Here is a 17,802-nt window from a genome sequence, read left to right as displayed (position 1 = left end):
CGCATGCGGGGCCGGGCGGCGGCAAGGCCCCACGGCAAAGGGCAACGGCGGCAGGCCGGGCCGGCGGTCAGGCGGTGGTTGCGGCGGCCCTCAGATGCGGGCGATGGCGATGTCGGCGGCGGCCAGCCCCTGCGGCGTCAGGACATGGGCGATGGCCTGCCCGTTCACGCGCAGCATCGCCGTGCCGTCGGGCTGCGCGTCGATCTCGATGCGCGGATGCGGCGCGTCGGCCGGCAGGGTAAGGGTGATGCGGTCGTGCTGCGCGTCGAAGTCGGCCAGCGTCGCCGGCCCGTGTCCGGCCCCGTGCGTCGCGGGCAAGGCGCCGGGCAGGTCGAAGCGGTCGGCCCCCGCGCCGCCCTCGGCCCAGTCGGCCGCGCCCACCGACAGGCGGTCGTCGCCCGCGTCGCCGTGCAGCCAGTCGGGCGTCGCGCCGTCGTCGTCCCCGATCAGCCAGTCGTCGCCCTCGTTGCCGGTCAGGTCGTCGGAACCCGCCCCGCCGCGCAGCGTGTCGTTGCCGCCGCTGCCGGTCAGCCAGTCGTGCCCCGCGCCGCCGTCGGCCCGGTCGTCGCCCTCGCCCCCGAACAGCGAATCATTGCCGCCGTCGCCGGTCAGGCTGTCGTTGCCGCCGTCGCCCACGACGCTGTCGTCGCCGTCGCCGCCCGACAGCGTGTCGTCGCCGCCCTGCCCGAAGGCGTCGTCGCCATAGATGACGTCGTCGCCGGCGCCGCCGCGCACCAGATCGTCGCCCAGACCCGCGCGCACGTCGTCATGGCCGTCCCGCGACATGATCCGGTCGCCGCCGTCGCTGCCGGTCAGCCATTCGTCGTCCGCCGTTCCCCAGACAAGGCGGCCCGGCTCGGGTTCGGGTTCGGGTTCGGGGTCGGGGTCGGTCGGATCGCCGTCCCCGTCGCCGGGCAGCGGGGCGGGCGTGTCGTCGCTGTCCTCGTCGTCCGCGCCCGTGGACGTGAAGTCCAGCGCAAGCCCCATCATCAGAACCGCGACCATGCTTGCCACGACCAGCATGACGAACCCCTTTGGCTGGGCGGCGCGCCCGATGGCCGCCGCGTCCACCATGACATAGCGTCGAACGATCCGCGGACGAACCGGAAAGTTGATGGAAAGTTAACGCCTTGGCGCGGCCGCGGTCAGACCCGGCGGCGCAGATAGACGTAATAGGCCCCGCCGCCGCCGTGGCGCAGATGCGCCGGGACGACCTGCAGCACCACCCCGGCCAGCGGCGCCATGTGCAGCCAATGCGGCACCTCGTGGCGCAGCGCGCCCGACCGGGTCGGCAGCGGGCCGTGATCGCCCTTGCCCTTGCCGGTGATGACCAGCACCAGCCGCCGCCCGGCGGCATGCGCCGACAGCAGGTATCCGGTCAGTTCGGCCTTGGCGGCGGCCAGCGTCATGCCGTGCAGGTCCAGCCGCGATTCGGGGCGCAGCTTGCCGCGCGTCAGCTGCTTGTGGGTCTTGTGATCCATCCGCAGCGGATGGGCGGCCAGCCGTTCGGCCGGTCCCGGCGCGGGATCGTGGCGCACCGGCGGCATGGGCGCCGGGCCGCCCCCACCCAGACGGAAACCGGGGGGCAGCGCGACCGCGCGCGGGGCCGCGACCGTCGGACCGGCCGCAGCGGCGGGCGGCCGGGCCGCTGCGGGGGGATCGCCAAGGGGGGCGAACGGGGGATCGCCAAGCGGGGCGAACTGCGCCCGCTCGGACAGGGTCATCGGCGCGATCTTGCGGGTCACGCGGGACCACAGGTCGCGGTCCTCGTCGCTCAGCCGGCCGCCCTTGCGGCGGCGCGCAGGGGGCGCGCGGGGACCATCCTTGCCGGGCGGTCCCGCGCCGTCGCGGCCCGCCATCGTCAGGCCGTGGCGACCAGTTGCCAGTTCGGGTCGTCCTGACCCATGCGCCGCGCAAAGGTCCAGACGTCGCGCTGCTTGCGCGCCGCCTTGGGGTCGCCGTCAACAACCGCCCCCGAGGCGTCGCGGTGGGCCGAGATCAGCTCGCCCACGAAACGCACCGACACCTCGCCGACGCCGGTCGCAGGGTCGTATTCCGCGCCCTCCAGCGCCGTCTCGCGGGTGCCCAGATAGGTCACCTCGGACGTGATGCCCTGCTGGCGACGCTGGGCGATGACGCCGTCCAGCGCCTCGGCGACGGGGGGGGCAAGAAACGCGCGCACCTCGGACAGGTCGCCCCGCTCGAACGCGGTCAGGATCATCTCATAGGCCTGGCGCGCGCCGGAAAGGAACGGCCCGACGGCGAAATCCGGCTCGGCCCGCTGCATGGCGGTCAGGGCGGCCGCGGCGGGCGAGCCTGCGGGCGCATGGTCCAGCACGTCGCTGGCGGGGTCGTCGTCGGGCACCACCGTCAGGCCGCCCCGGTCCGCGGGGGGCGAGACCTGGCGCGGCGGCTCGAACCCTTCGCGGGTGCCCAGCACGTTGCGCAGCCGCAGGATCAGGAAAACGGCGATGGCCGCCAGAACGACGATCTGCAACAGCGGGTTGGACATGGACCGGCGCCTCTGGTTGGTCTTGCGGGATTGCCTGTTTATGTAGGGACCACAGGCGGGCAAGTCCAGTTCGCCGCCCGCCGGATGCCGGCGTCTTGACCTAAAGGGGGCTGCCGATGTGGCTGCTGATACCGTTCGTCGTCTTGCCGGTCGTCGAGATCGCGCTGTTCCTGCAGGCCGGGGCGCTGATCGGGTTCTGGCCCACGATCGGCCTTGTCATCCTGTCCGCCGTGGCCGGATCGGCGCTGATGCGCCGGCAGGGGGCGGCGACGATGGCCGACATGCAGGCGGCGCTGCGCGACCTTCGCGACCCGACCGCGCCCCTGGCGCATGGGGCGCTGATCATGCTGGCGGGCGCGCTGCTGCTGATGCCCGGCTTTTTCAGCGACGCGCTGGGGCTGGCCCTGCTGGTGCCGCCGGTCCGGCGCGCGGTCATCCACCGCCTGGGCGCGCGGATGACCGCGCGGGCGGGTTTCGGCATGCGTCCGGGACCGGGGGTGCCGCCGCGCGGCCCTGCGGGCGAGCCGTGGCCCGGCAACGGCGGCCCGGGGCACGGCACGGTCATCGACGCCGATTTCAGCGTCGTGCCACCGGATCATGAGGCGCCGCCCCGCGATCCCCCGCGCCCCCCGTCGGGCTGGACGCGGCATTGAGCCGCCCTGCCCGCTTTGCTATCACGGCGGCTGACGCTTTATCCAGGGAAACACCATGACCGACGACACCCCGGCCAACGGCGCGGCGCAGCCCGCGCCCCCGCAGCAGCCGAAGGACCAGACGGTCCGCATGAACATCCTGGCCCAGTATGTCCGCGACCTGTCGTTCGAAAACGTGGTGGCGCAAAAGGGCCTGACCGGCGGCGAGGTCCAGCCCGAGATCAGCATCCAGGTCAGCCTGGACGCCCGCAAGCGCAGCGCCGACCACCAGTATGAGGTGATCTGCAAATACAAGGTCGCCTCGACCAACACCGCCGACAAGGCCAAGCTGTTCCTGTGCGAGCTGGACTATGCCGGCGTCTTCCACATCGAGGGCGTGCCGAACGACCAGATGCACCCGTTCCTGATGATCGAATGCCCGCGGATGCTGTTCCCGTTCGTGCGCCGCATCCTGTCGGACGTGACCCGCGACGGGGGCTTTCCGCCCTTCAACATGGACCCGGTCGATTTCGTGGCGCTGTACCGGACCGAGGCCGCGCGCCGCGCGCAGGCCGAACGGCCCGCCGACCAGCCGCTGTCGTGACCCGGCCGCAGGACTGAACGCGCCGCGGCCGGAACAGGCCGCGGCTTTTCATTGGGCGGGGGACGGATGGCCGGGCGGACCAGACGGGCGTGGCAGCGGATGCTGTCGGGGCGGCGGCTGGACCTGCTGGATCCCACGCCGATGGACATCGAGATCGGGGACATCGCCCACGGGCTGGCCTTTGTCGCCCGCTGGAACGGCCAGACGCGCGGCGACTGGGCCTATAGCGTCGCCGAACATTCCCTGCTGGTCGAGGAAATCTTCGCCGCCCTCGATCCCGCCGCGGCGGCGCGCTGGCGCCTGGCCGCGCTGTTGCACGATGCGCCGGAATACGTGATCGGCGACATGATCTCGCCGGTGAAATCCGCCCTTGGGTCGGAATACCGAGAGATGGATGCCCGGCTGGCGGCGGCGATCCACCGCCGTTTTGGCCTGCCCGCCACGCTGCCCGCGCCGGTCAAGCGCGCGATCAAGCAGGCGGACCGGCTGTCGGCGCGGCTTGAGGCGGTGCAGATCGCGGGGTTCACGCCGGCCGAGGCCGACCGGCTGTTTCCGGTGACCGACGACCTGCCGCCCGACGGGCTGGCGATCCGCCTGCGCCCGCCCGCCGAAACCCGCGCGGCGTATCTGGACCGTTTTGCCGCCCTGATCGTGCAGGTCGACCGCGACTGATCGGCCTTGACTGATCGGCCGGGCCTGGCGACGCAGCCCCGGCCGCGTTCTTATACCGCGAACTCCGACAGATCGCGCCCTGCGGCGACTTGTTCCGTCACCCAGCGCGGGCGGCGGCCGCGGCCCGACCAGGTCTGCGACGGATCGTCGGGATGGGCATAGCGCGGCGCGGACGCCTCGTCGGGGGCGCCGGCCTTGCGGCCGCGTCCGCGCCCGCGTCCCCCGCCGGCCCCGGTCAGGTCGGCCAGGGCAAACCCATGCTCGCGCGCGGCTTTTTCAACCGCGTCCATCGCCTCGCGTTTGCGGCGCGTTTCGAACGAGGCAATGGCCTGATCCACCTGCTTGCGCAGCGCGCGCAGCCGGTCCAGATCCATTCCGTTCAGATCGACATCCATTAACGTTTTCCCTTTGTGGAAACTTGCTGTGCATCAATAATCGCAGGAAATGCGGATTGGCGCAATCCGGGCCGTTACCGGGGACCGCGCTTGGCAAGAATGCGCTGCAATGTCCGGCGGTGCATGTGCAGCCGCCGCGCCGTTTCGCTGACATTGCGGTCGCATTGTTCGTAAACGCGCTGGATATGTTCCCAGCGCACCCGGTCCGCCGACATCGGGTTTTCGGGCGGCGGCGGCAATGCCCCGCCCGCCGCCAGCAGCGCGTTCGTCACCTCGTCGGCATCGGCGGGTTTCGACAGGTAATCGGTCGCCCCCATCTTGACGGCGGCGACGGCGGTCGCAATCGCGCCATAGCCGGTCAGCACCACGATGCGCGCGTCAGCGCGCTGCGCGCGCAATGCGTCCACGACGTCCAGCCCGCTGCCATCCTCAAGCCGCAGGTCGATCACGGCATAGGCCGGCGGCTCGGCCCGGACAGCGCCTGTCCCGGCCGCGACGCTGGTGGCGATGCGCGGGCGGAACCCCCGGCGCTCCATCGCGCGGGCCAGGCGCGCGACAAACACCTCGTCATCATCGACCAGCAGCAGGCTTGGGTCCGGACCGATCCGGTTGGCGATATCGTCGGACATGACAGCTCCGTTCTTGCCCTGCGGTCATAGGGCCAATCGCCGCACCCCGTCAAACGCCATTGCCGCGCGCGCCATTGCGCGGGGTCACATCCGGTCGACGAAACAGGCCACGCGATCCGCCATGTCCTGGGCCGTCACGTCGCGGCCAAAGAAATCGACGGTGCCATGCCCCGGCAGAACCAGGAACGTGGTGGTCATGTGATCGACCAGATAGTTTTCCTTGTCCGTCTCGTCGTTCAGTTTGTAATAGAACCGCCAGCCCTTGGCGACGTCGGCGATTTCCGCGTCCGATCCGGTCAGGCCGATCATGCGCGGGTGCATCGCATCGGTGAATTGCGCCAGCTGTTCGGGCGTATCGCGGCGCGGATCGACGGTCATGAACACCGGCGTCACGTCCACGCCTTTGCCGTCCAGCAGATCGACCGCGGCGGCATTGCGCGCATTGTCCAGCGGGCAGACGTCGGGACAGAACGTATAGCCCATGTAAAGCAGCGATGGCTTGGCAAAGACCTGCGCGTCGGTCACCCGCTCGCCGGTCTCGGACGTCAGGGTGAACGGCACCCCCAGCCCGCCCGCGCCGCCCGCAATCGCGCCGCGCCGGCACTGGGCGAACTCGTCCCCCCCCGCCGGGCGCAGCCAAAGCCACCCCGTCAGCAGCAGCAGCACCGCCGCCGCGATGCCCAGGATCATGATCCTACGGTCGGCCATCGTCATTCCCTCGCGTTGAAGCCCGTGTTGCCGGTCGCTATCAAGCGGGGGTCAGGTAACGCAAGGCGCGAAACATGCTGCTGGCCAACCGCCCGCCGATCGCCGCCCGGGCCGGGTCGATGCCCGACCCCATCCGGGCGCGCACGCTGACGGCCCTGCGCTGGGTCGCGCTGGCGGGCCAGGCGGCCGCCGTCGCCGGCGGGCTGGCGCTGGGGGTGGACCTGCCGCTGGGGCCGGTCGCGGCGATGATCGCGCTGTCGGGCGGGCTGAACCTGTGGCTGACGCGCCGCAGATCGACGCGCGTGACCCCGGTGCAGGCGGCCGCGCAGCTGTGCCTTGACGCCGGCCAGGTGGGCATCCTGCTGGCGCTGGTGGGCGGCATCAACAACCCCTTCGCGCTGTTCGTGCTGGCGCCGCTGACCATCGCGGCGACCGCCCTGCCGGCGCGGCTGACCCTTGCCGTGGGCGCGGTCACGGCCGGGATGATCGCGCTGATGACGCTGAACGACGCGCCCCTGCGGATGGCCGCGGACGCGCCCCTGTCGACCGGCACGGTGCTGACGCTGGCGCATGTGCTGGCGCTGTCGATCGGGGGCGGGTTCTTTGCGCTTTACGCCCACCGCGTCGCGTCGGAACTGGGCGCGGCTTCGGACGCGCTGGCCGTTACCGGGATGGCGCTGGCCCGCGAACAGCGGCTGCAGCACCTGGGCGGCGTCGTTGCGGCCGCCGCGCACGAGATGGGCACCCCGCTTGCCACCATCAAGCTGATCGCCGCCGAACTGGCCGACGAGCTGGACGACATCGCCGCCGACCGGCCGGGTCTGGCCGACGATCTGGCGCAGCTGCGCCGGTCCGCCGACCGCTGCCGCGACATCCTGCGCAGCATGGGCCAGGCCGGCAAGGACGACCTGCACCTGCGCCGTGCCCCGCTGGCCGCCCTGCTGGACGAGGCCGCGGGCCCCCACCGCGACCGGGGCAGGCTGGTGGTCATCAAGGCGGGCGATCTGGCCACCCTGTCGGTGCGCCGGGACGCCGCCACGATCCACGGACTGCGCAACCTGATCCAGAACGCCGTCGATTTCGCCGCCGCCACCGTCACCCTGACCGCAGAGCGCACCGCCACCGGCATCGCCGTGACCATCCGCGACGACGGCCCCGGCTATCCCGCGCATCTGCTGGGCCGTCTGGGAGAGCCGTTCCTGACCACCCGGCGCGGCGAACAGGGGCCGCCCGGCAGCTATGAGGGGATGGGCCTCGGCCTGTTCATCGCCCGCACCCTGCTGGAACGGCAGGGCGCGACGGTCGCGTTCCAGAATGACGGCGGCGCGTTGGCGACGGTGTCATGGCCGATCGAGGCGATCACCGGCGACGACCGGGCGGCGCTGGGGCACAACCCCGCAATCCCCGGTTGAAATGCGGGGGCCGCGCCGGTTAACCCTTTCTTAAATCCGGGCGTGCTACCGCCGGGGCAAGCCGCGCGGCCTGTCGCCCGCGGACCGGGGGATCGGATGTCCGCGACGGTGACGATGGTGATGGCGCTGGCGGCGGGGACGCTGTCGGTGATGCTGGCCCTGCTTGCCATGCGGCTTGTCGATCCGCTGCTGGATGCCCTGCGCGGGCGCGGCTGGACCGGCCGGCGCGCCAGCCCCGATTTTCGCGCCGAACCCGTGTGCCTGCTGCTGCGCGACGGGCGCATCATCGACGCCACCGGGCCTGCCCGCACGCTGCTGGCGACGCTGCCCGGCGACAGCGACTGGCAGCGGCTGCTGGCATGGCTCGCGCAGCGGTTCGACGACCCGCAGGCGGTGATTCGGCGCGCGCTGGCCGAGGGGCGCGCGGAAAGCCCCGGCGGGGCGGGCCTGGGCGCCGCGCGCCTGTGCCTTGCGGCCGAGGATCTGGGCGCGGGCGTCCTGCGCCTGACGATCACCGATCCGGCGGCCGAGAACGCCGGCATCGTCATCGATTCCCAGTCGCTGGCCGCGATGGAGGAGGAGCTGGCCGTCCTGCGCGAATCGATGGACCACGCCCCGGTTCTGATCTGGCGCGAGGATGCGGGCGGCGCCGTCACCTGGGCCAACGCCGCCTATCTGCACGAGGTCGAGACCCAGGCCGACGGCGAGGTGCGCTGGCCGATGCCGCGGCTGATCGACACCGGCGGGGCAGCCCTGCCGCGCCGCGCCAGCATCACGCTGGACGACCAGGTGCGCTGGTATGACTGCCATGCGCGCGCCGCCGACGGCCACCGGATGATCTTCGCGGTCCCCGCCGACGACGCGGTGCGCGCCGAACGCAGCCTGCGCGAGTTCGTCCAGACGCTGACCAAGACATTCGCCGACCTGCCCATCGGGCTGGCGATCTTTGACCGCGAGCGGCGGCTGCAGCTGTTCAACCCGGCGCTGATCGACCTGACCGGCCTTGCCACCGGCTTTTTGACCGCGCGCCCCACGCTTTACGCCGTCCTGGATGCGCTGCGCGAATCGCGCATGGCGCCGGAACCCAAGGATTACCGCAGCTGGCGCAACATGATGGCCACGCTCGAGGCGGCGGCGGCCAGCGGCCACCACGTCGAAACCTGGAGCCTGCCGGGCGGCCAGACCTATCGCGTCACCGGCCGGCCGCATCCCGACGGCGCCATCGCCTTCCTGTTCGAGGACATCACCTCGGAAATGGCGCTGACCCGGCGCTTTCGCGCCGAACTGGCGCTGGGGGCCGAGGTGCTGGACGCGGTCGGCGACGCGCTGGCGGTCTTTGACGCCGACGGCCGCCTGATCAGCGCCAACCGCGCATACGGGCGGCTGTGGGGCGACGGCCAGCCCTCGACCCTGCGCGGCCACCAGGAGCTGTGGCGCCGCACGGCGGGCGAAGGCGCGGGTTTCGACGGCTTGCGCAGCGCCCTGTCGGGGGCGGGCCGGGACGAGACCCCGCGCGGCGCGATGGCCGCGCCCGGCGGCGGGCTGCTGAGCTGGACCGTGCGCGGCCTGTCGGGCGCCCGGCGCATGGTGCTGTTCGGGCAGGCGCTGCCGCAGGCCGCAGCCGGCGCGGACAGCGCCACGGCCGGGTCGGGGGCGGGCGTCGCGGCCGCGCCGGTTGCGCCGGATGCCCGGCGCGCGGCACTGGCCGGGGCCGGAATTGAAGTCGCGGCCGGGGCCGGGTCCGGCGACGGACCCGCCCGCGAAGGATCGGGCGCAAAGGCCGGGGCCGCCTGACGGCTTGCTGCGGACGCCCGGCCTCGACGCGGGCAATCGGAAAGCCGCCCCGGCGACGCCGACAGATCGGGCAGCGGTTTTGGCCGCGCCGGCCGATCCGGCAATGCCCCGCCTCGACGCCGGTTCATCCGGCAGCCCCCGGCCCCGCAGGCTGGTCGGGCAACGCCCCGCATCGGCGCAGCCCGGCCAGACGCCCCGGGCCTCGCAGGCCTGTCCGGCCCACCGGCCACGCAGGCGGATCGGGCAATGCCCCGCCTGACGCAGGCCGGCCAGGCGCCCCGGGCCACGCGGGCCGATCCGGCAGCCTCAACCGCGCAGCCCGATCCGGCAGCAAATCCCCAAGACGCCCAAGTCAGGACGGGAGTTCGCCTGTCGCCTGTCGCGCGCCAAAGATCGCGCTGCCGACGCGGACATGGGTCGCACCCTCGGCGATGGCGGTCTCGAAATCCGCGCTCATCCCCATCGACAGGCCCGGCAGGCCGTTCCGTTCGGCGATGCTGCGCAGCAGGCGGAAATGGGGCACGGGGTCGGCGGCATCGGGGGGGATGCACATCGCCCCGGCCAGCGTCAGGCCCGAGCGGCGGCACTCGGCGACAAAGCCGTCCACCTCGTCCGGTAGGACGCCCGCCTTTTGCGGCTCGGCCCCGGTGTTGACCTGCACGAACAGCGTGGGCAGCGCGCCCGTGTCGTCGCCCACCTGCGCCAGCCGCCGCGCCAGCGACGGTCGGTCAAGGCTGTGGATCGCGTCAAAGAACCCGGCCGCCAGCCGCGCCTTGTTCGACTGCAGCGGCCCGATCATGTGCAGCGCAACGCCGGGATGCGCGGCGCGCCGGTCGGTCCAGCGGGCCTGCGCCTCTTGCACGTAATTCTCGCCGAAGACGCGCTGGCCCTGCGCCAGAACGTCGTCCACGCGGTCCGGCGGCTGCGTCTTGCTGACCGCGATCAGCGTCACGCTGCCCGCCGGCCGCCCGGCTGCCGCCTCGGCTCGCGCGATCCGCGCGCGTATGTCTGTGAGTGCCATCGCCCTGCCCCCGTCGTTGGCCCCTTGGCCCTTGGCCCCGACCCTGCCGCCATGCCGCGTCGGCCGGGGGTCGCAAATGAAAAGAGCGGGCGCAAGGCCCGCTCTCTCCGTTTCGCGTCGATCCGAAGGGATCAGAAGCTGAACTTGATACCCATGTCCGCGCGGGTCTCGTTGTCCGCGAACACTTCGTTCTTGATGATCGAGCCGGCCAGGACCGCGCCGCTGCCCAGGTCATAGGACGCGCCGATGCCGAAGGCGTCGTAGGAGTCCTCGGCGCCGTCGGCGAAGGCTTCCAGGATCTCGAGGTCGCGGCGGATCCACATCGCCTGCAGGCCGATGCCGTTCGCCATCGCGTATTCGACCGCCAGACCATAGGCCCGGTCATAGTCGACTTCGAACAGCGCCTCGTCGTCGCCGCCCAGGTCGAGATCGAAGTCACCCAGCTGGGCCAGGCCGCGATCGTCGTAATCGGCGTAGAACGCTTTGATCTTGAACTCGTTGATCGCAGCGGTACCGCCAAGCACGATCTCGCTGGCATCGCCGTCGTCCGAATAGGCCAGCGCGACGCTGTAGGCGCCAAACTCATAGCCGGCGGCCAGCGAGAAGGCGACGTCGGTGGCGGCGTCAGCGGCGGTGTCGTAGCAGTCCAGATCGCCGATGGTGGCGTTCGAGGCGCCGCAATCGCGACGCGAACCGTCGGTCAGCGAGGCGAACAGCTTCACGCCGTTGAAGGTGTATTCGTACAGCGCCGTCGGGCCCTGGTCTTCGTTCGCGCCGTCGCCGGTCAGATAGTCGATTTCTTCCGGGTTGGCAGCGAAATCACCGCTGGTGTAGCCCATTTCGACCAGGTCGCCGATCGCGGCTTCCGCGGCCGAGACGACGTCGCCCATCGACAGCTTGCCATAGGTGCCCGAGATGAACACCGAACCGGCCGAGCCGTGCGAGGCCGAGCGGCCTTCCGGGTTGGCCGAGAAGTTTTCCTGGTCGACGCGGAACGCACCGCCGAACGACAGGCCCGAGTCGGTTTCACCGGTCAGGTTGAACTTGGCACGGGCGCGGTTGCTGAACTGCATGTCGTCGCCGTCCCAGATCAGACCCATACGGCCATCACCGGTGACGGACACTTCGGCGTAGGCGGCGCCCGACAGGGCGACCAGCGCGCTGGTGGCGAAAAGAACCTTTTTCATGGCTTTCCCTCTTGTCTCTCTGTGTCCCCAATCCGGCATTGCGGCCTGGGTATGCGGTTAGCTGTCGCCGTTTAACCGCCGCATTGCAACGGATTGGCCCGGACCGGGGCGACTTGACGCGACTGTGATGCACAAGCGCCACAGTCCGTTGCAGGCCCGCCCCCGCGTCCCCGCGCCGCGCGCCACGGCGTTCCGGTGCGCTTCACAACAGCTTGTCGGCTTGCGGGCAAACGGGGTATGGCTGCCGCCAACGCCCCGCCGCCGGGGCCATCGGGGATGATCCTGCCATGACCGACCGCGCCGCCCTGCCGTTCCGCCGCCCGCTGCGTCTTGCGGCGGTCCTGTCGCTGACGGCGGCGCTGGCCGCGTGCGGCGGCGGCCAGCGCGGCCCGCTGGGGCTGCCGGCGTCGGATCATCAGGCGCGCGAGGCGGCGCAGCCCCGCCAGTCCACGATCTGGGACATGTTTTCCAACCGCGAGGATCCGAACCGCGCCGTCGCGGTGAACCGCTATCTGTGGAACGCCAGCCTGGACGTGCTGGATTTCCTGCCGATCCAGTCCATCGACCCGTTCACCGGCGTCATCGTCACCGGATACGGCACGCCCCCCGGCGGCGGCCGCGCCTATCGCGCGACGGTCAAGGTCAGCGACCCGGCGCTGGACGCACGCAGCCTGAAACTGTCGCTGCAGGGCGCCGGCGGGTCCGCCGTCGCCCCCGACACCGTGCGCGCGGTCGAGGATGCGATCCTGACCCGCGCCCGCCAGCTGCGGGTCCGCGACGGCCGGTTGTGACTCTGCTGGACCTGAACCAGCCGCAAGGCTAAACCCGCCGGGCATTTCACCGCCCGGAGCCGACGCCATGTCCTACGATCCCGCCACGAGCGAAAAGCACTGGCAAGACGAGTGGGAAAAGGCCGGCAGCTTTGTCGCCGTGCGGGATCAGCGGCCCAAGTATTACGTGCTGGAAATGTTCCCCTATCCGTCGGGGCGCATCCACATGGGGCACGTCCGCAACTATACGATGGGCGACGTGGTGGCGCGCTACAAGCGCGCGCAGGGGTTCTCGGTGCTGCACCCGATGGGCTGGGACGCCTTCGGGATGCCGGCGGAAAACGCCGCGATGGAACAGGGCGGGCATCCGCGCGACTGGACCTATGCCAACATCGCCACGATGAAGAAGCAGTTAAAACCGCTGGGCCTGTCCATCGACTGGAGCCGCGAGTTCGCCACCTGCGACGACGATTATGTCGCGCAGCAGCAGGCCCTGTTCCTGGATTTCCTGGACGCGGGGCTGATCTATCGCAAGAACGCCGTGGTCAACTGGGACCCGGTGGACATGACCGTGCTGGCCAACGAGCAGGTCATCGACGGCAAGGGCTGGCGGTCGAACGCCCCGGTGGAACGGCGCGAGCTGACGCAATGGTTCTTCCGCATCTCGGATTACTCCGAGGAGCTGCTGGAGGCCTTGGACCACCTGAACGGCTGGCCGGAAAAGGTGCGGCTGATGCAGGCGAACTGGATCGGCCGGTCGCGCGGGCTGCAGTTCCGGTTCGACACCGTGAACGCGCCCGATTTCCCGCAGATCGAGGTCTATACCACCCGCCCCGACACGCTGATGGGCGCAAGCTTCGTGGCGATCAGCCCGGACCACCCGCTGGCGAAATCGCTGGAGGCCGGGGACGCGCGCCTTGACGCCTTTGCGGCCGAGGCGCGCAAGCTGGGCACCAGCGAAGAGGCGCTGGAAAAGGCCGAGAAGCTCGGCATCGACACCGGCATCCGCGTCCGCCATCCGCTGGACCCCGACTGGGAACTGCCGGTGTGGATCGCGAACTTTGTGCTGATGGAATACGGGACCGGGGCGATCTTCGGCAGCCCGGCGCATGACCAGCGCGACCATGACTTTGCGCTGAAATACGGACTGCCGATCCGGGCCACTTTCGGCAAGCCGGGGATGGACGTCGAGGACGCCGACGCGCTGGTGGCCGCCGAACCCTTCGTGCCGCTGAAATCCGAAGCCGTCACCTATGTCCGCGGCTTTGCGGGCGAGGCCACCCAGACCGGCGAGGCCGCCGTGGACGCCGCCATCGCCCACGCAGAAAGCGCGGGCTATGGCGCGGGCGTGACGAAATACCGCCTGCGCGACTGGGGCATCTCGCGGCAGCGTTACTGGGGCTGCCCCATTCCGGTCGTCCATTGCGAGACCTGCGGCACCGTGCCCGAGGCGAAAGAGAACCTGCCCGTCCTGCTGCCGCGCGACGTCACCTTCGACGTGCCGGGCAACCCGCTGGACCGCCACCCGACGTGGCGGCAGACGACCTGCCCGAAATGCGGCGCGATGGCCCGGCGGGAAACCGACACGATGGACACCTTCGTCGATTCATCCTGGTATTACGCCCGCTTTACCGCGCCCCATGCGCCAACGCCGACCGTTCGCGAGGATGCCGATTACTGGATGAACGTCGACCAGTATATCGGCGGCATCGAACACGCGATCCTGCACCTGCTGTATTCGCGGTTCTTCGCGCGGGCGATGGTCAGGACGGGGCATCTGCCCGAGACGGCAAGCGAGCCGTTCGACGCGCTGTTCACGCAGGGGATGGTGACGCATGAAATCTACAGGACCACCGATGAACGCGGGCGGCCGGTCTATCACCTGCCCGAGGACGTGAGCGACGGAAAGCTGGCCGACGGCACGGCGGTCGACATCATCCCCTCGGCCAAGATGTCCAAGTCGAAAAAGAACGTCGTGGACCCGGTGAACATCGTCGACAGCTTCGGCGCCGACACCGCGCGCTGGTTCATGCTGTCGGACAGCCCGCCCGAACGCGACGTGGAATGGACCGCCGCCGGGGCCGAGGCTGCGGCCAAGTTCCTCGCCCGCGTCCACCGGCTGGCCGAGGCGGCCGCGCAGGGCGGCCAGCCCGCCGACGACCCCGCCCTGACCCGCGCCGCCCACCGCGCCATCGAGGAGGTGACGCGCGCGATCGACGGATTCGCCTTCAACAAGGCGGTGGCCAAGCTTTACGAACTGGGCAACGCGCTGGCGAAATCCCCTGCCTCGGGCGAGCCGCGGCGCGCGGTTCTGCGCCTGATGGCGCAGCTGATGGCGCCGATGGTGCCGCATCTGGCCGAGGATGTCTGGGCGCTTGCGGGGGGCACCGGGCTGGTCGTGGACGCGCCCTGGCCCAGGGCCGATCCGGCGGCGCTGGTCAGCGACGCGGTGACGCTGCCCATCCAGATCAACGGCAAGCGGCGGGCGGAAATCACCGTGCCGCGCGACATGGCCGCGCCCGACATCGAATCGCTGGTGCTGGCCGACGAGACGGTGCAGCGGTTCCTGAACCACCAGCCGCCGAAAAAGCTGATCGTCGTGCCGGGGCGGATCGTCAATGTGGTCGCCTGACCGCCGCGCCGCACTGGCCGCGCTGGCCGCCGTGGCGGCGCTGGCCGCCTGCGGGTTCACCCCGGTCCATGCGCCGGGCGGGGCGGGGTCGCGGCTTTTGGGGCAGGTGCGGGTGGCCGATCCGCGCACGCCCGACGACTATGCCTTTCTGCGGCGCATGACGGAACGGCTGGGGCCGGACCAGGCCGCCCGCTATGACCTGGCCTATACGCTGCGCATCGCGGTCGTGCCGCAGGCGATCACCCCCGACGAGGTGACGACGCGCTATTCCCTGAACGGCACCGCCGCCTATGCGCTGACCGACCGGACGACCGGCCAGGCCGTGGCGCAGGGCGAGGTCAGCAGCTTTGCCAGCCATTCGACCGTGGGCACCGTGATCGCCACCACCGCCGCCGAACAGGACGCCCGCGACCGGCTGGCCGTGATGCTGGCCGACCAGGTGGTGACGCGGCTTTATGCGGCGCTGCCGCCGCGATGATCCTGAAAGGCGCCGAGATCGCGCGCTATCTTGCCCGGCCCGACCCGACGCGCCCGGCGCTGCTGATCCACGGGCAGGACGCGATGCGCGTGGCGCTGAAACGGGCCGAGGCCGTGGCCGCCCTGACCGGCCCCGATGCCGAGGCCGAGATGCGCCTGACCCGCATCCCCGGCGCCGATCTGCGCAAGGATGCCGCGATCCTGTTGGACGAGATCAAGGCGGTGGGCTTTTTCCCCGGCCCGCGCGTGGTGCTGGTGGACGACGCCACCGACGCCGCCGCCCCGGCCATCGCGGCGGCGCTGGCGGACTGGGCGCATGGCGACGCGGTGATCGTGGTGACGGCAGGCACGCTGACCAAGGCATCCGCCCTGCGCAAGCTGTTCGAGCCGCACAAGGCCGCCGTCACCGCCCCCATCTATGACGACCCGCCCGGAGAGGAGGAGATCGCCCGCTGGCTGGCCGATGCCGGCCTGCGCGCCGTGCCGCCCGCCGCCATGCGCGATCTGACGGCGCTGGCCCGGGCGCTCGACCCCGGCGATTTCCGGCAGACGGTCGAAAAGATCGGGCTTTACAAATACGGCGACGAGACGCCCCTGACCCCTGACGAGATCGCGGCGCTGGCGCCCGCCACGGTGGACACCGACGTGGACGAGCTGATCAACGCCGCCGCCGAGGGACGGTCGGACGCGCTTGGCCCCCTGATGCGCCGGATCGAGACGCAGGGCATCGCCCCCGTCACCATCTGCATCGCCGGGCTGCGCCATGTCCGCGCGCTGCACGCCGCCGCGTCCGACCCCGGCGGGGCGGCGGCGGGGCTGGCGCGGCTGCGCCCGCCGGTCTTTGGCCCGCGCCGCGACCGCATGGCCCGGCAGGCGCAATCCTGGGGCATGCGCGCGCTTGAGGATGCGATGCATCTGATGGTGGACACCGACCTGACGCTGCGGTCGCGGTCGCGCGCGCCGGCGATGGCAGTCATGGAACGCGCGCTGATCCGGCTGGCGATGATGCCGCGGGGCCGGCGGTGAGCCACGCCGCCGACGCGCTGGTGATCGGCGCGGGGCCTGCCGGGCTGATGGCGGCCGAGGTGCTGGCCGACGCTGGCGCGCGGGTGCTGGTGGCCGAGGCGATGCCCACGCCGGCGCGCAAGTTCCTGATGGCGGGCAAGTCCGGGCTGAACCTGACCCGCGACGAACCCGCGCCCGTCTTTGCGGCGCGGCTGTCCGGGGGCGCTGCCCCCGCGTCCGTTCCGGCCGCCCCCCCGGAGTATTTCGGCCAAGAAGAACTGCGCGCCCTCGTCCGCGATTTCGGCCCGGCCGAGGTCGCGGTATGGGCGCGGGGGCTGGGGGTCGAGCTGTTCACCGGATCGACCGGGCGGGTGTTTCCGGTGGGCATGAAGGCCTCGCCCCTGCTGCGCGCGTGGCTGGCGCGGCTGGATCGGGCCGGGGTCGTGCTGCGGACGCGCTGGCGCTGGACCGGCTTTGACGGTGCGGCGCTGGCCTTCGACACACCGGGTGGCGCGGTGCGGCTGACCCCTGCGGTGGCGGTTCTGGCCCTTGGCGGCGCAAGCTGGCCACGGCTGGGGTCTGACGCGGCCTGGGTGCCGTGGCTGCGCGCGGCGGGGGTCGAGGTCGCACCGTTCCGCCCCGCGAACATGGGGTTCCGCGTGGACTGGTCGCCGCAGATGGCCCGGATGATCGGGCGCGCGGTCAAGGGGACGGCGCTGTCCGCCGGGCCGCTGTCCAGCCGCGGCGAATGGGTCATCGCCCGTCACGGGATCGAGGGTGGCGGCGTCTATGAGATCGCGTCCGCGCTGCGGGACGGCGCGGCGGGGGTGCTGGATCTGGTCCCCGACCTGGACGCGGCGGCGCTGGCCGCCAGGCTGTCGCGCTCCCGCGGGCGGCTGTCGGTCGGCAACCGGCTGCGCCGGGTGCTGGGCGATCCGGTGCGCACCGCGCTGGCGCTGGAATGGGGGCGGCCGCTGCCCGAGGGTCCGGCGGCGCTGGCGGCGCGGCTGAAGGCGCTGCCGGTCCGGCACGCGGGGCCGACGGGGCTGGACCGGGCGATCTCGTCGGCCGGGGGGATCGTCGCGGGCGCGCTGACGACCGCGCTGGAACTGCGCGCGCGGCCCGGCCTGTTCGCCGCCGGCGAGATGCTGGACTGGGAGGCGCCGACCGGCGGCTATCTGCTGACCGCCTGCCTTGCCACCGGCCGCCATGCGGGCCGCGGGGCGGCTGAGCGGCTGAGCGGCTAAGCGGGCCATGTGCGGGCCGCAATCCCGGCCTGCATGCGGGACATATTGACGCAGGCCCGCCCGGCGCGCCACTGTGCGCCGTCCTGCCCCGACCCGGAGCCTTTG

At 71.7% G+C, this 17,802-nt stretch carries 18 protein-coding genes; 10 read left to right on the top strand and 8 right to left on the bottom strand.

All coding sequences use genetic code 11. The features are described 5' to 3' along the window. Positions 1 to 90: 90 nt before the first annotated feature. The 3 genes from EPA64_RS04730 to EPA64_RS04720 form a co-directional block, all read right to left on the bottom strand. Positions 91 to 1,074, bottom strand: a complete 984-nt coding sequence (locus EPA64_RS04730; protein ID WP_134725089.1) for a calcium-binding protein — start codon at positions 1,072 to 1,074, stop codon at positions 91 to 93. 71 nt (positions 1,075 to 1,145) lie between these two features. Next, positions 1,146 to 1,859: a Smr/MutS family protein gene (locus EPA64_RS04725; protein ID WP_167626580.1), complete on the bottom strand. Its 714-nt coding sequence runs from the start codon at positions 1,857 to 1,859 to the stop codon at positions 1,146 to 1,148. A 2-nt stretch (positions 1,860 to 1,861) separates the two neighbouring features. Continuing rightward, positions 1,862 to 2,512 carry a Tim44/TimA family putative adaptor protein gene (locus EPA64_RS04720; RefSeq protein ID WP_134725088.1) on the bottom strand — a complete coding sequence of 217 codons (651 nt, stop codon included), beginning with the start codon at positions 2,510 to 2,512 and terminating at the stop codon, positions 1,862 to 1,864. Between the two features lie 116 nt (positions 2,513 to 2,628). Between EPA64_RS04720 and EPA64_RS04715 the strand changes: the two genes are divergently transcribed. The 3 genes from EPA64_RS04715 (at position 2,629) to EPA64_RS04705 (ending at position 4,420) form a co-directional block, all read left to right on the top strand. Beyond that, on the top strand, positions 2,629 to 3,165 hold the full coding sequence (locus tag EPA64_RS04715) for an FxsA family protein (RefSeq protein WP_134725087.1): 537 nt from the start codon (positions 2,629 to 2,631) through the stop codon (positions 3,163 to 3,165). 55 nt (positions 3,166 to 3,220) lie between these two features. Further along, the gene (gene secB / locus EPA64_RS04710; RefSeq protein ID WP_134725086.1) at positions 3,221 to 3,748 is read left to right on the top strand and encodes a protein-export chaperone SecB; all 528 of its coding nucleotides are present in this window, start codon (positions 3,221 to 3,223) and stop codon (positions 3,746 to 3,748) included. Between the two features lie 66 nt (positions 3,749 to 3,814). Next, complete coding sequence (locus tag EPA64_RS04705; protein ID WP_134725085.1) at positions 3,815 to 4,420, top strand: YfbR-like 5'-deoxynucleotidase; 606 nt, start codon at positions 3,815 to 3,817, stop codon at positions 4,418 to 4,420. 50 nt (positions 4,421 to 4,470) lie between these two features. On the opposite strand, the gene EPA64_RS04700 is transcribed toward EPA64_RS04705, so the two are convergent. The 3 genes from EPA64_RS04700 to EPA64_RS04690 form a co-directional block, all read right to left on the bottom strand. Next, complete coding sequence (locus tag EPA64_RS04700; protein WP_134725084.1) at positions 4,471 to 4,815, bottom strand: H-NS histone family protein; 345 nt, start codon at positions 4,813 to 4,815, stop codon at positions 4,471 to 4,473. A gap of 74 nt (positions 4,816 to 4,889) precedes the next feature. Continuing rightward, the gene (locus tag EPA64_RS04695; RefSeq protein ID WP_134725083.1) at positions 4,890 to 5,444 is read right to left on the bottom strand and encodes an ActR/PrrA/RegA family redox response regulator transcription factor; all 555 of its coding nucleotides are present in this window, start codon (positions 5,442 to 5,444) and stop codon (positions 4,890 to 4,892) included. Between the two features lie 84 nt (positions 5,445 to 5,528). Next, positions 5,529 to 6,152, bottom strand: coding sequence for an SCO family protein (locus EPA64_RS04690; protein WP_246026599.1), 624 nt, complete (start codon positions 6,150 to 6,152; stop codon positions 5,529 to 5,531). Between the two features lie 74 nt (positions 6,153 to 6,226). Here EPA64_RS04690 and EPA64_RS04685 point away from each other — a divergent pair, with 74 nt between their 5' ends. Continuing rightward, a complete protein-coding gene (locus tag EPA64_RS04685) occupies positions 6,227 to 7,564 on the top strand; it encodes an ActS/PrrB/RegB family redox-sensitive histidine kinase (RefSeq protein WP_134725081.1) in 1,338 nt (445 codons plus the stop codon). A gap of 96 nt (positions 7,565 to 7,660) precedes the next feature. Further along, the gene (locus tag EPA64_RS16880; RefSeq protein WP_281278541.1) at positions 7,661 to 9,358 is read left to right on the top strand and encodes a PAS-domain containing protein; all 1,698 of its coding nucleotides are present in this window, start codon (positions 7,661 to 7,663) and stop codon (positions 9,356 to 9,358) included. Positions 9,359 to 9,710: 352 nt separating this feature from the next. Here EPA64_RS16880 and EPA64_RS04675 read toward each other — a convergent pair whose 3' ends face one another. Both EPA64_RS04675 and EPA64_RS04670 read right to left on the bottom strand, forming a co-directional pair. Then, positions 9,711 to 10,379, bottom strand: a complete 669-nt coding sequence (locus EPA64_RS04675; protein ID WP_134725080.1) for a YggS family pyridoxal phosphate-dependent enzyme — start codon at positions 10,377 to 10,379, stop codon at positions 9,711 to 9,713. A gap of 131 nt (positions 10,380 to 10,510) precedes the next feature. Further along, the gene (locus EPA64_RS04670) at positions 10,511 to 11,566 is read right to left on the bottom strand and encodes a porin (protein WP_134725079.1); all 1,056 of its coding nucleotides are present in this window, start codon (positions 11,564 to 11,566) and stop codon (positions 10,511 to 10,513) included. Positions 11,567 to 11,853: 287 nt separating this feature from the next. On the opposite strand from EPA64_RS04670, the gene EPA64_RS04665 reads away from it, so the two are divergent. The 5 genes from EPA64_RS04665 to EPA64_RS04645 all read left to right on the top strand — a co-directional run bounded on the left by EPA64_RS04665 (position 11,854) and on the right by EPA64_RS04645 (position 17,697). Then, on the top strand, positions 11,854 to 12,357 hold the full coding sequence (locus tag EPA64_RS04665; protein WP_134725078.1) for a DUF3576 domain-containing protein: 504 nt from the start codon (positions 11,854 to 11,856) through the stop codon (positions 12,355 to 12,357). 67 nt (positions 12,358 to 12,424) lie between these two features. Continuing rightward, the gene (gene leuS / locus EPA64_RS04660) at positions 12,425 to 14,968 is read left to right on the top strand and encodes a leucine--tRNA ligase (protein WP_134725077.1); all 2,544 of its coding nucleotides are present in this window, start codon (positions 12,425 to 12,427) and stop codon (positions 14,966 to 14,968) included. Next, on the top strand, positions 14,955 to 15,446 hold the full coding sequence (gene lptE, locus EPA64_RS04655) for an LPS assembly lipoprotein LptE (RefSeq protein WP_134725076.1): 492 nt from the start codon (positions 14,955 to 14,957) through the stop codon (positions 15,444 to 15,446). The genes leuS and lptE overlap by 14 nt, the downstream gene beginning before the upstream one ends. Beyond that, entirely contained in the window at positions 15,443 to 16,471 is a 1,029-nt protein-coding gene (holA, locus tag EPA64_RS04650) for a DNA polymerase III subunit delta (RefSeq protein WP_134725075.1), read from the top strand. Before lptE ends, holA begins: the two co-directional genes overlap by 4 nt. Further along, positions 16,468 to 17,697 (top strand): TIGR03862 family flavoprotein, encoded by a 1,230-nt coding sequence (locus EPA64_RS04645; RefSeq protein WP_134725074.1) that lies wholly within the window; start codon positions 16,468 to 16,470, stop codon positions 17,695 to 17,697. Before holA ends, EPA64_RS04645 begins: the two co-directional genes overlap by 4 nt. Positions 17,698 to 17,802: the final 105 nt, after the last annotated feature.

This window comes from Paracoccus luteus (genome assembly GCF_004522155.1).
GTDB classification, from domain to species: Bacteria; Pseudomonadota; Alphaproteobacteria; order Rhodobacterales; family Rhodobacteraceae; genus Paracoccus; species Paracoccus luteus.
The sequence above is the reverse complement of the archived record's forward strand: the minus strand, read 5'-3'. Positions and strand labels throughout refer to the sequence as shown.

Bases quoted from the DNA above. Each gene is read 5' to 3' on its own strand.
- EPA64_RS04725 (WP_167626580.1), bottom strand. From the start codon at position 1,859: ATGGCGGGCCGCGACGGCGCGGGACCGCCCGGCAAGGATGGTCCCCGC.
- lptE (WP_134725076.1), top strand. From the start codon at position 14,955: ATGTGGTCGCCTGACCGCCGCGCCGCACTGGCCGCGCTGGCCGCCGTG.
- EPA64_RS04675 (WP_134725080.1), bottom strand. From the start codon at position 10,379: ATGGCACTCACAGACATACGCGCGCGGATCGCGCGAGCCGAGGCGGCA.
- EPA64_RS04720 (WP_134725088.1), bottom strand. From the start codon at position 2,512: ATGTCCAACCCGCTGTTGCAGATCGTCGTTCTGGCGGCCATCGCCGTT.
- EPA64_RS04730 (WP_134725089.1), bottom strand. From the start codon at position 1,074: ATGGTGGACGCGGCGGCCATCGGGCGCGCCGCCCAGCCAAAGGGGTTC.
- EPA64_RS04695 (WP_134725083.1), bottom strand. From the start codon at position 5,444: ATGTCCGACGATATCGCCAACCGGATCGGTCCGGACCCAAGCCTGCTG.
- EPA64_RS04700 (WP_134725084.1), bottom strand. From the start codon at position 4,815: ATGGATGTCGATCTGAACGGAATGGATCTGGACCGGCTGCGCGCGCTG.
- EPA64_RS04685 (WP_134725081.1), top strand. From the start codon at position 6,227: ATGCTGCTGGCCAACCGCCCGCCGATCGCCGCCCGGGCCGGGTCGATG.
- EPA64_RS04690 (WP_246026599.1), bottom strand. From the start codon at position 6,152: ATGGCCGACCGTAGGATCATGATCCTGGGCATCGCGGCGGCGGTGCTG.
- secB (WP_134725086.1), top strand. From the start codon at position 3,221: ATGACCGACGACACCCCGGCCAACGGCGCGGCGCAGCCCGCGCCCCCG.
- EPA64_RS04670 (WP_134725079.1), bottom strand. From the start codon at position 11,566: ATGAAAAAGGTTCTTTTCGCCACCAGCGCGCTGGTCGCCCTGTCGGGC.
- holA (WP_134725075.1), top strand. From the start codon at position 15,443: ATGATCCTGAAAGGCGCCGAGATCGCGCGCTATCTTGCCCGGCCCGAC.
- EPA64_RS04715 (WP_134725087.1), top strand. From the start codon at position 2,629: ATGTGGCTGCTGATACCGTTCGTCGTCTTGCCGGTCGTCGAGATCGCG.
- EPA64_RS16880 (WP_281278541.1), top strand. From the start codon at position 7,661: ATGTCCGCGACGGTGACGATGGTGATGGCGCTGGCGGCGGGGACGCTG.
- leuS (WP_134725077.1), top strand. From the start codon at position 12,425: ATGTCCTACGATCCCGCCACGAGCGAAAAGCACTGGCAAGACGAGTGG.
- EPA64_RS04705 (WP_134725085.1), top strand. From the start codon at position 3,815: ATGGCCGGGCGGACCAGACGGGCGTGGCAGCGGATGCTGTCGGGGCGG.
- EPA64_RS04665 (WP_134725078.1), top strand. From the start codon at position 11,854: ATGACCGACCGCGCCGCCCTGCCGTTCCGCCGCCCGCTGCGTCTTGCG.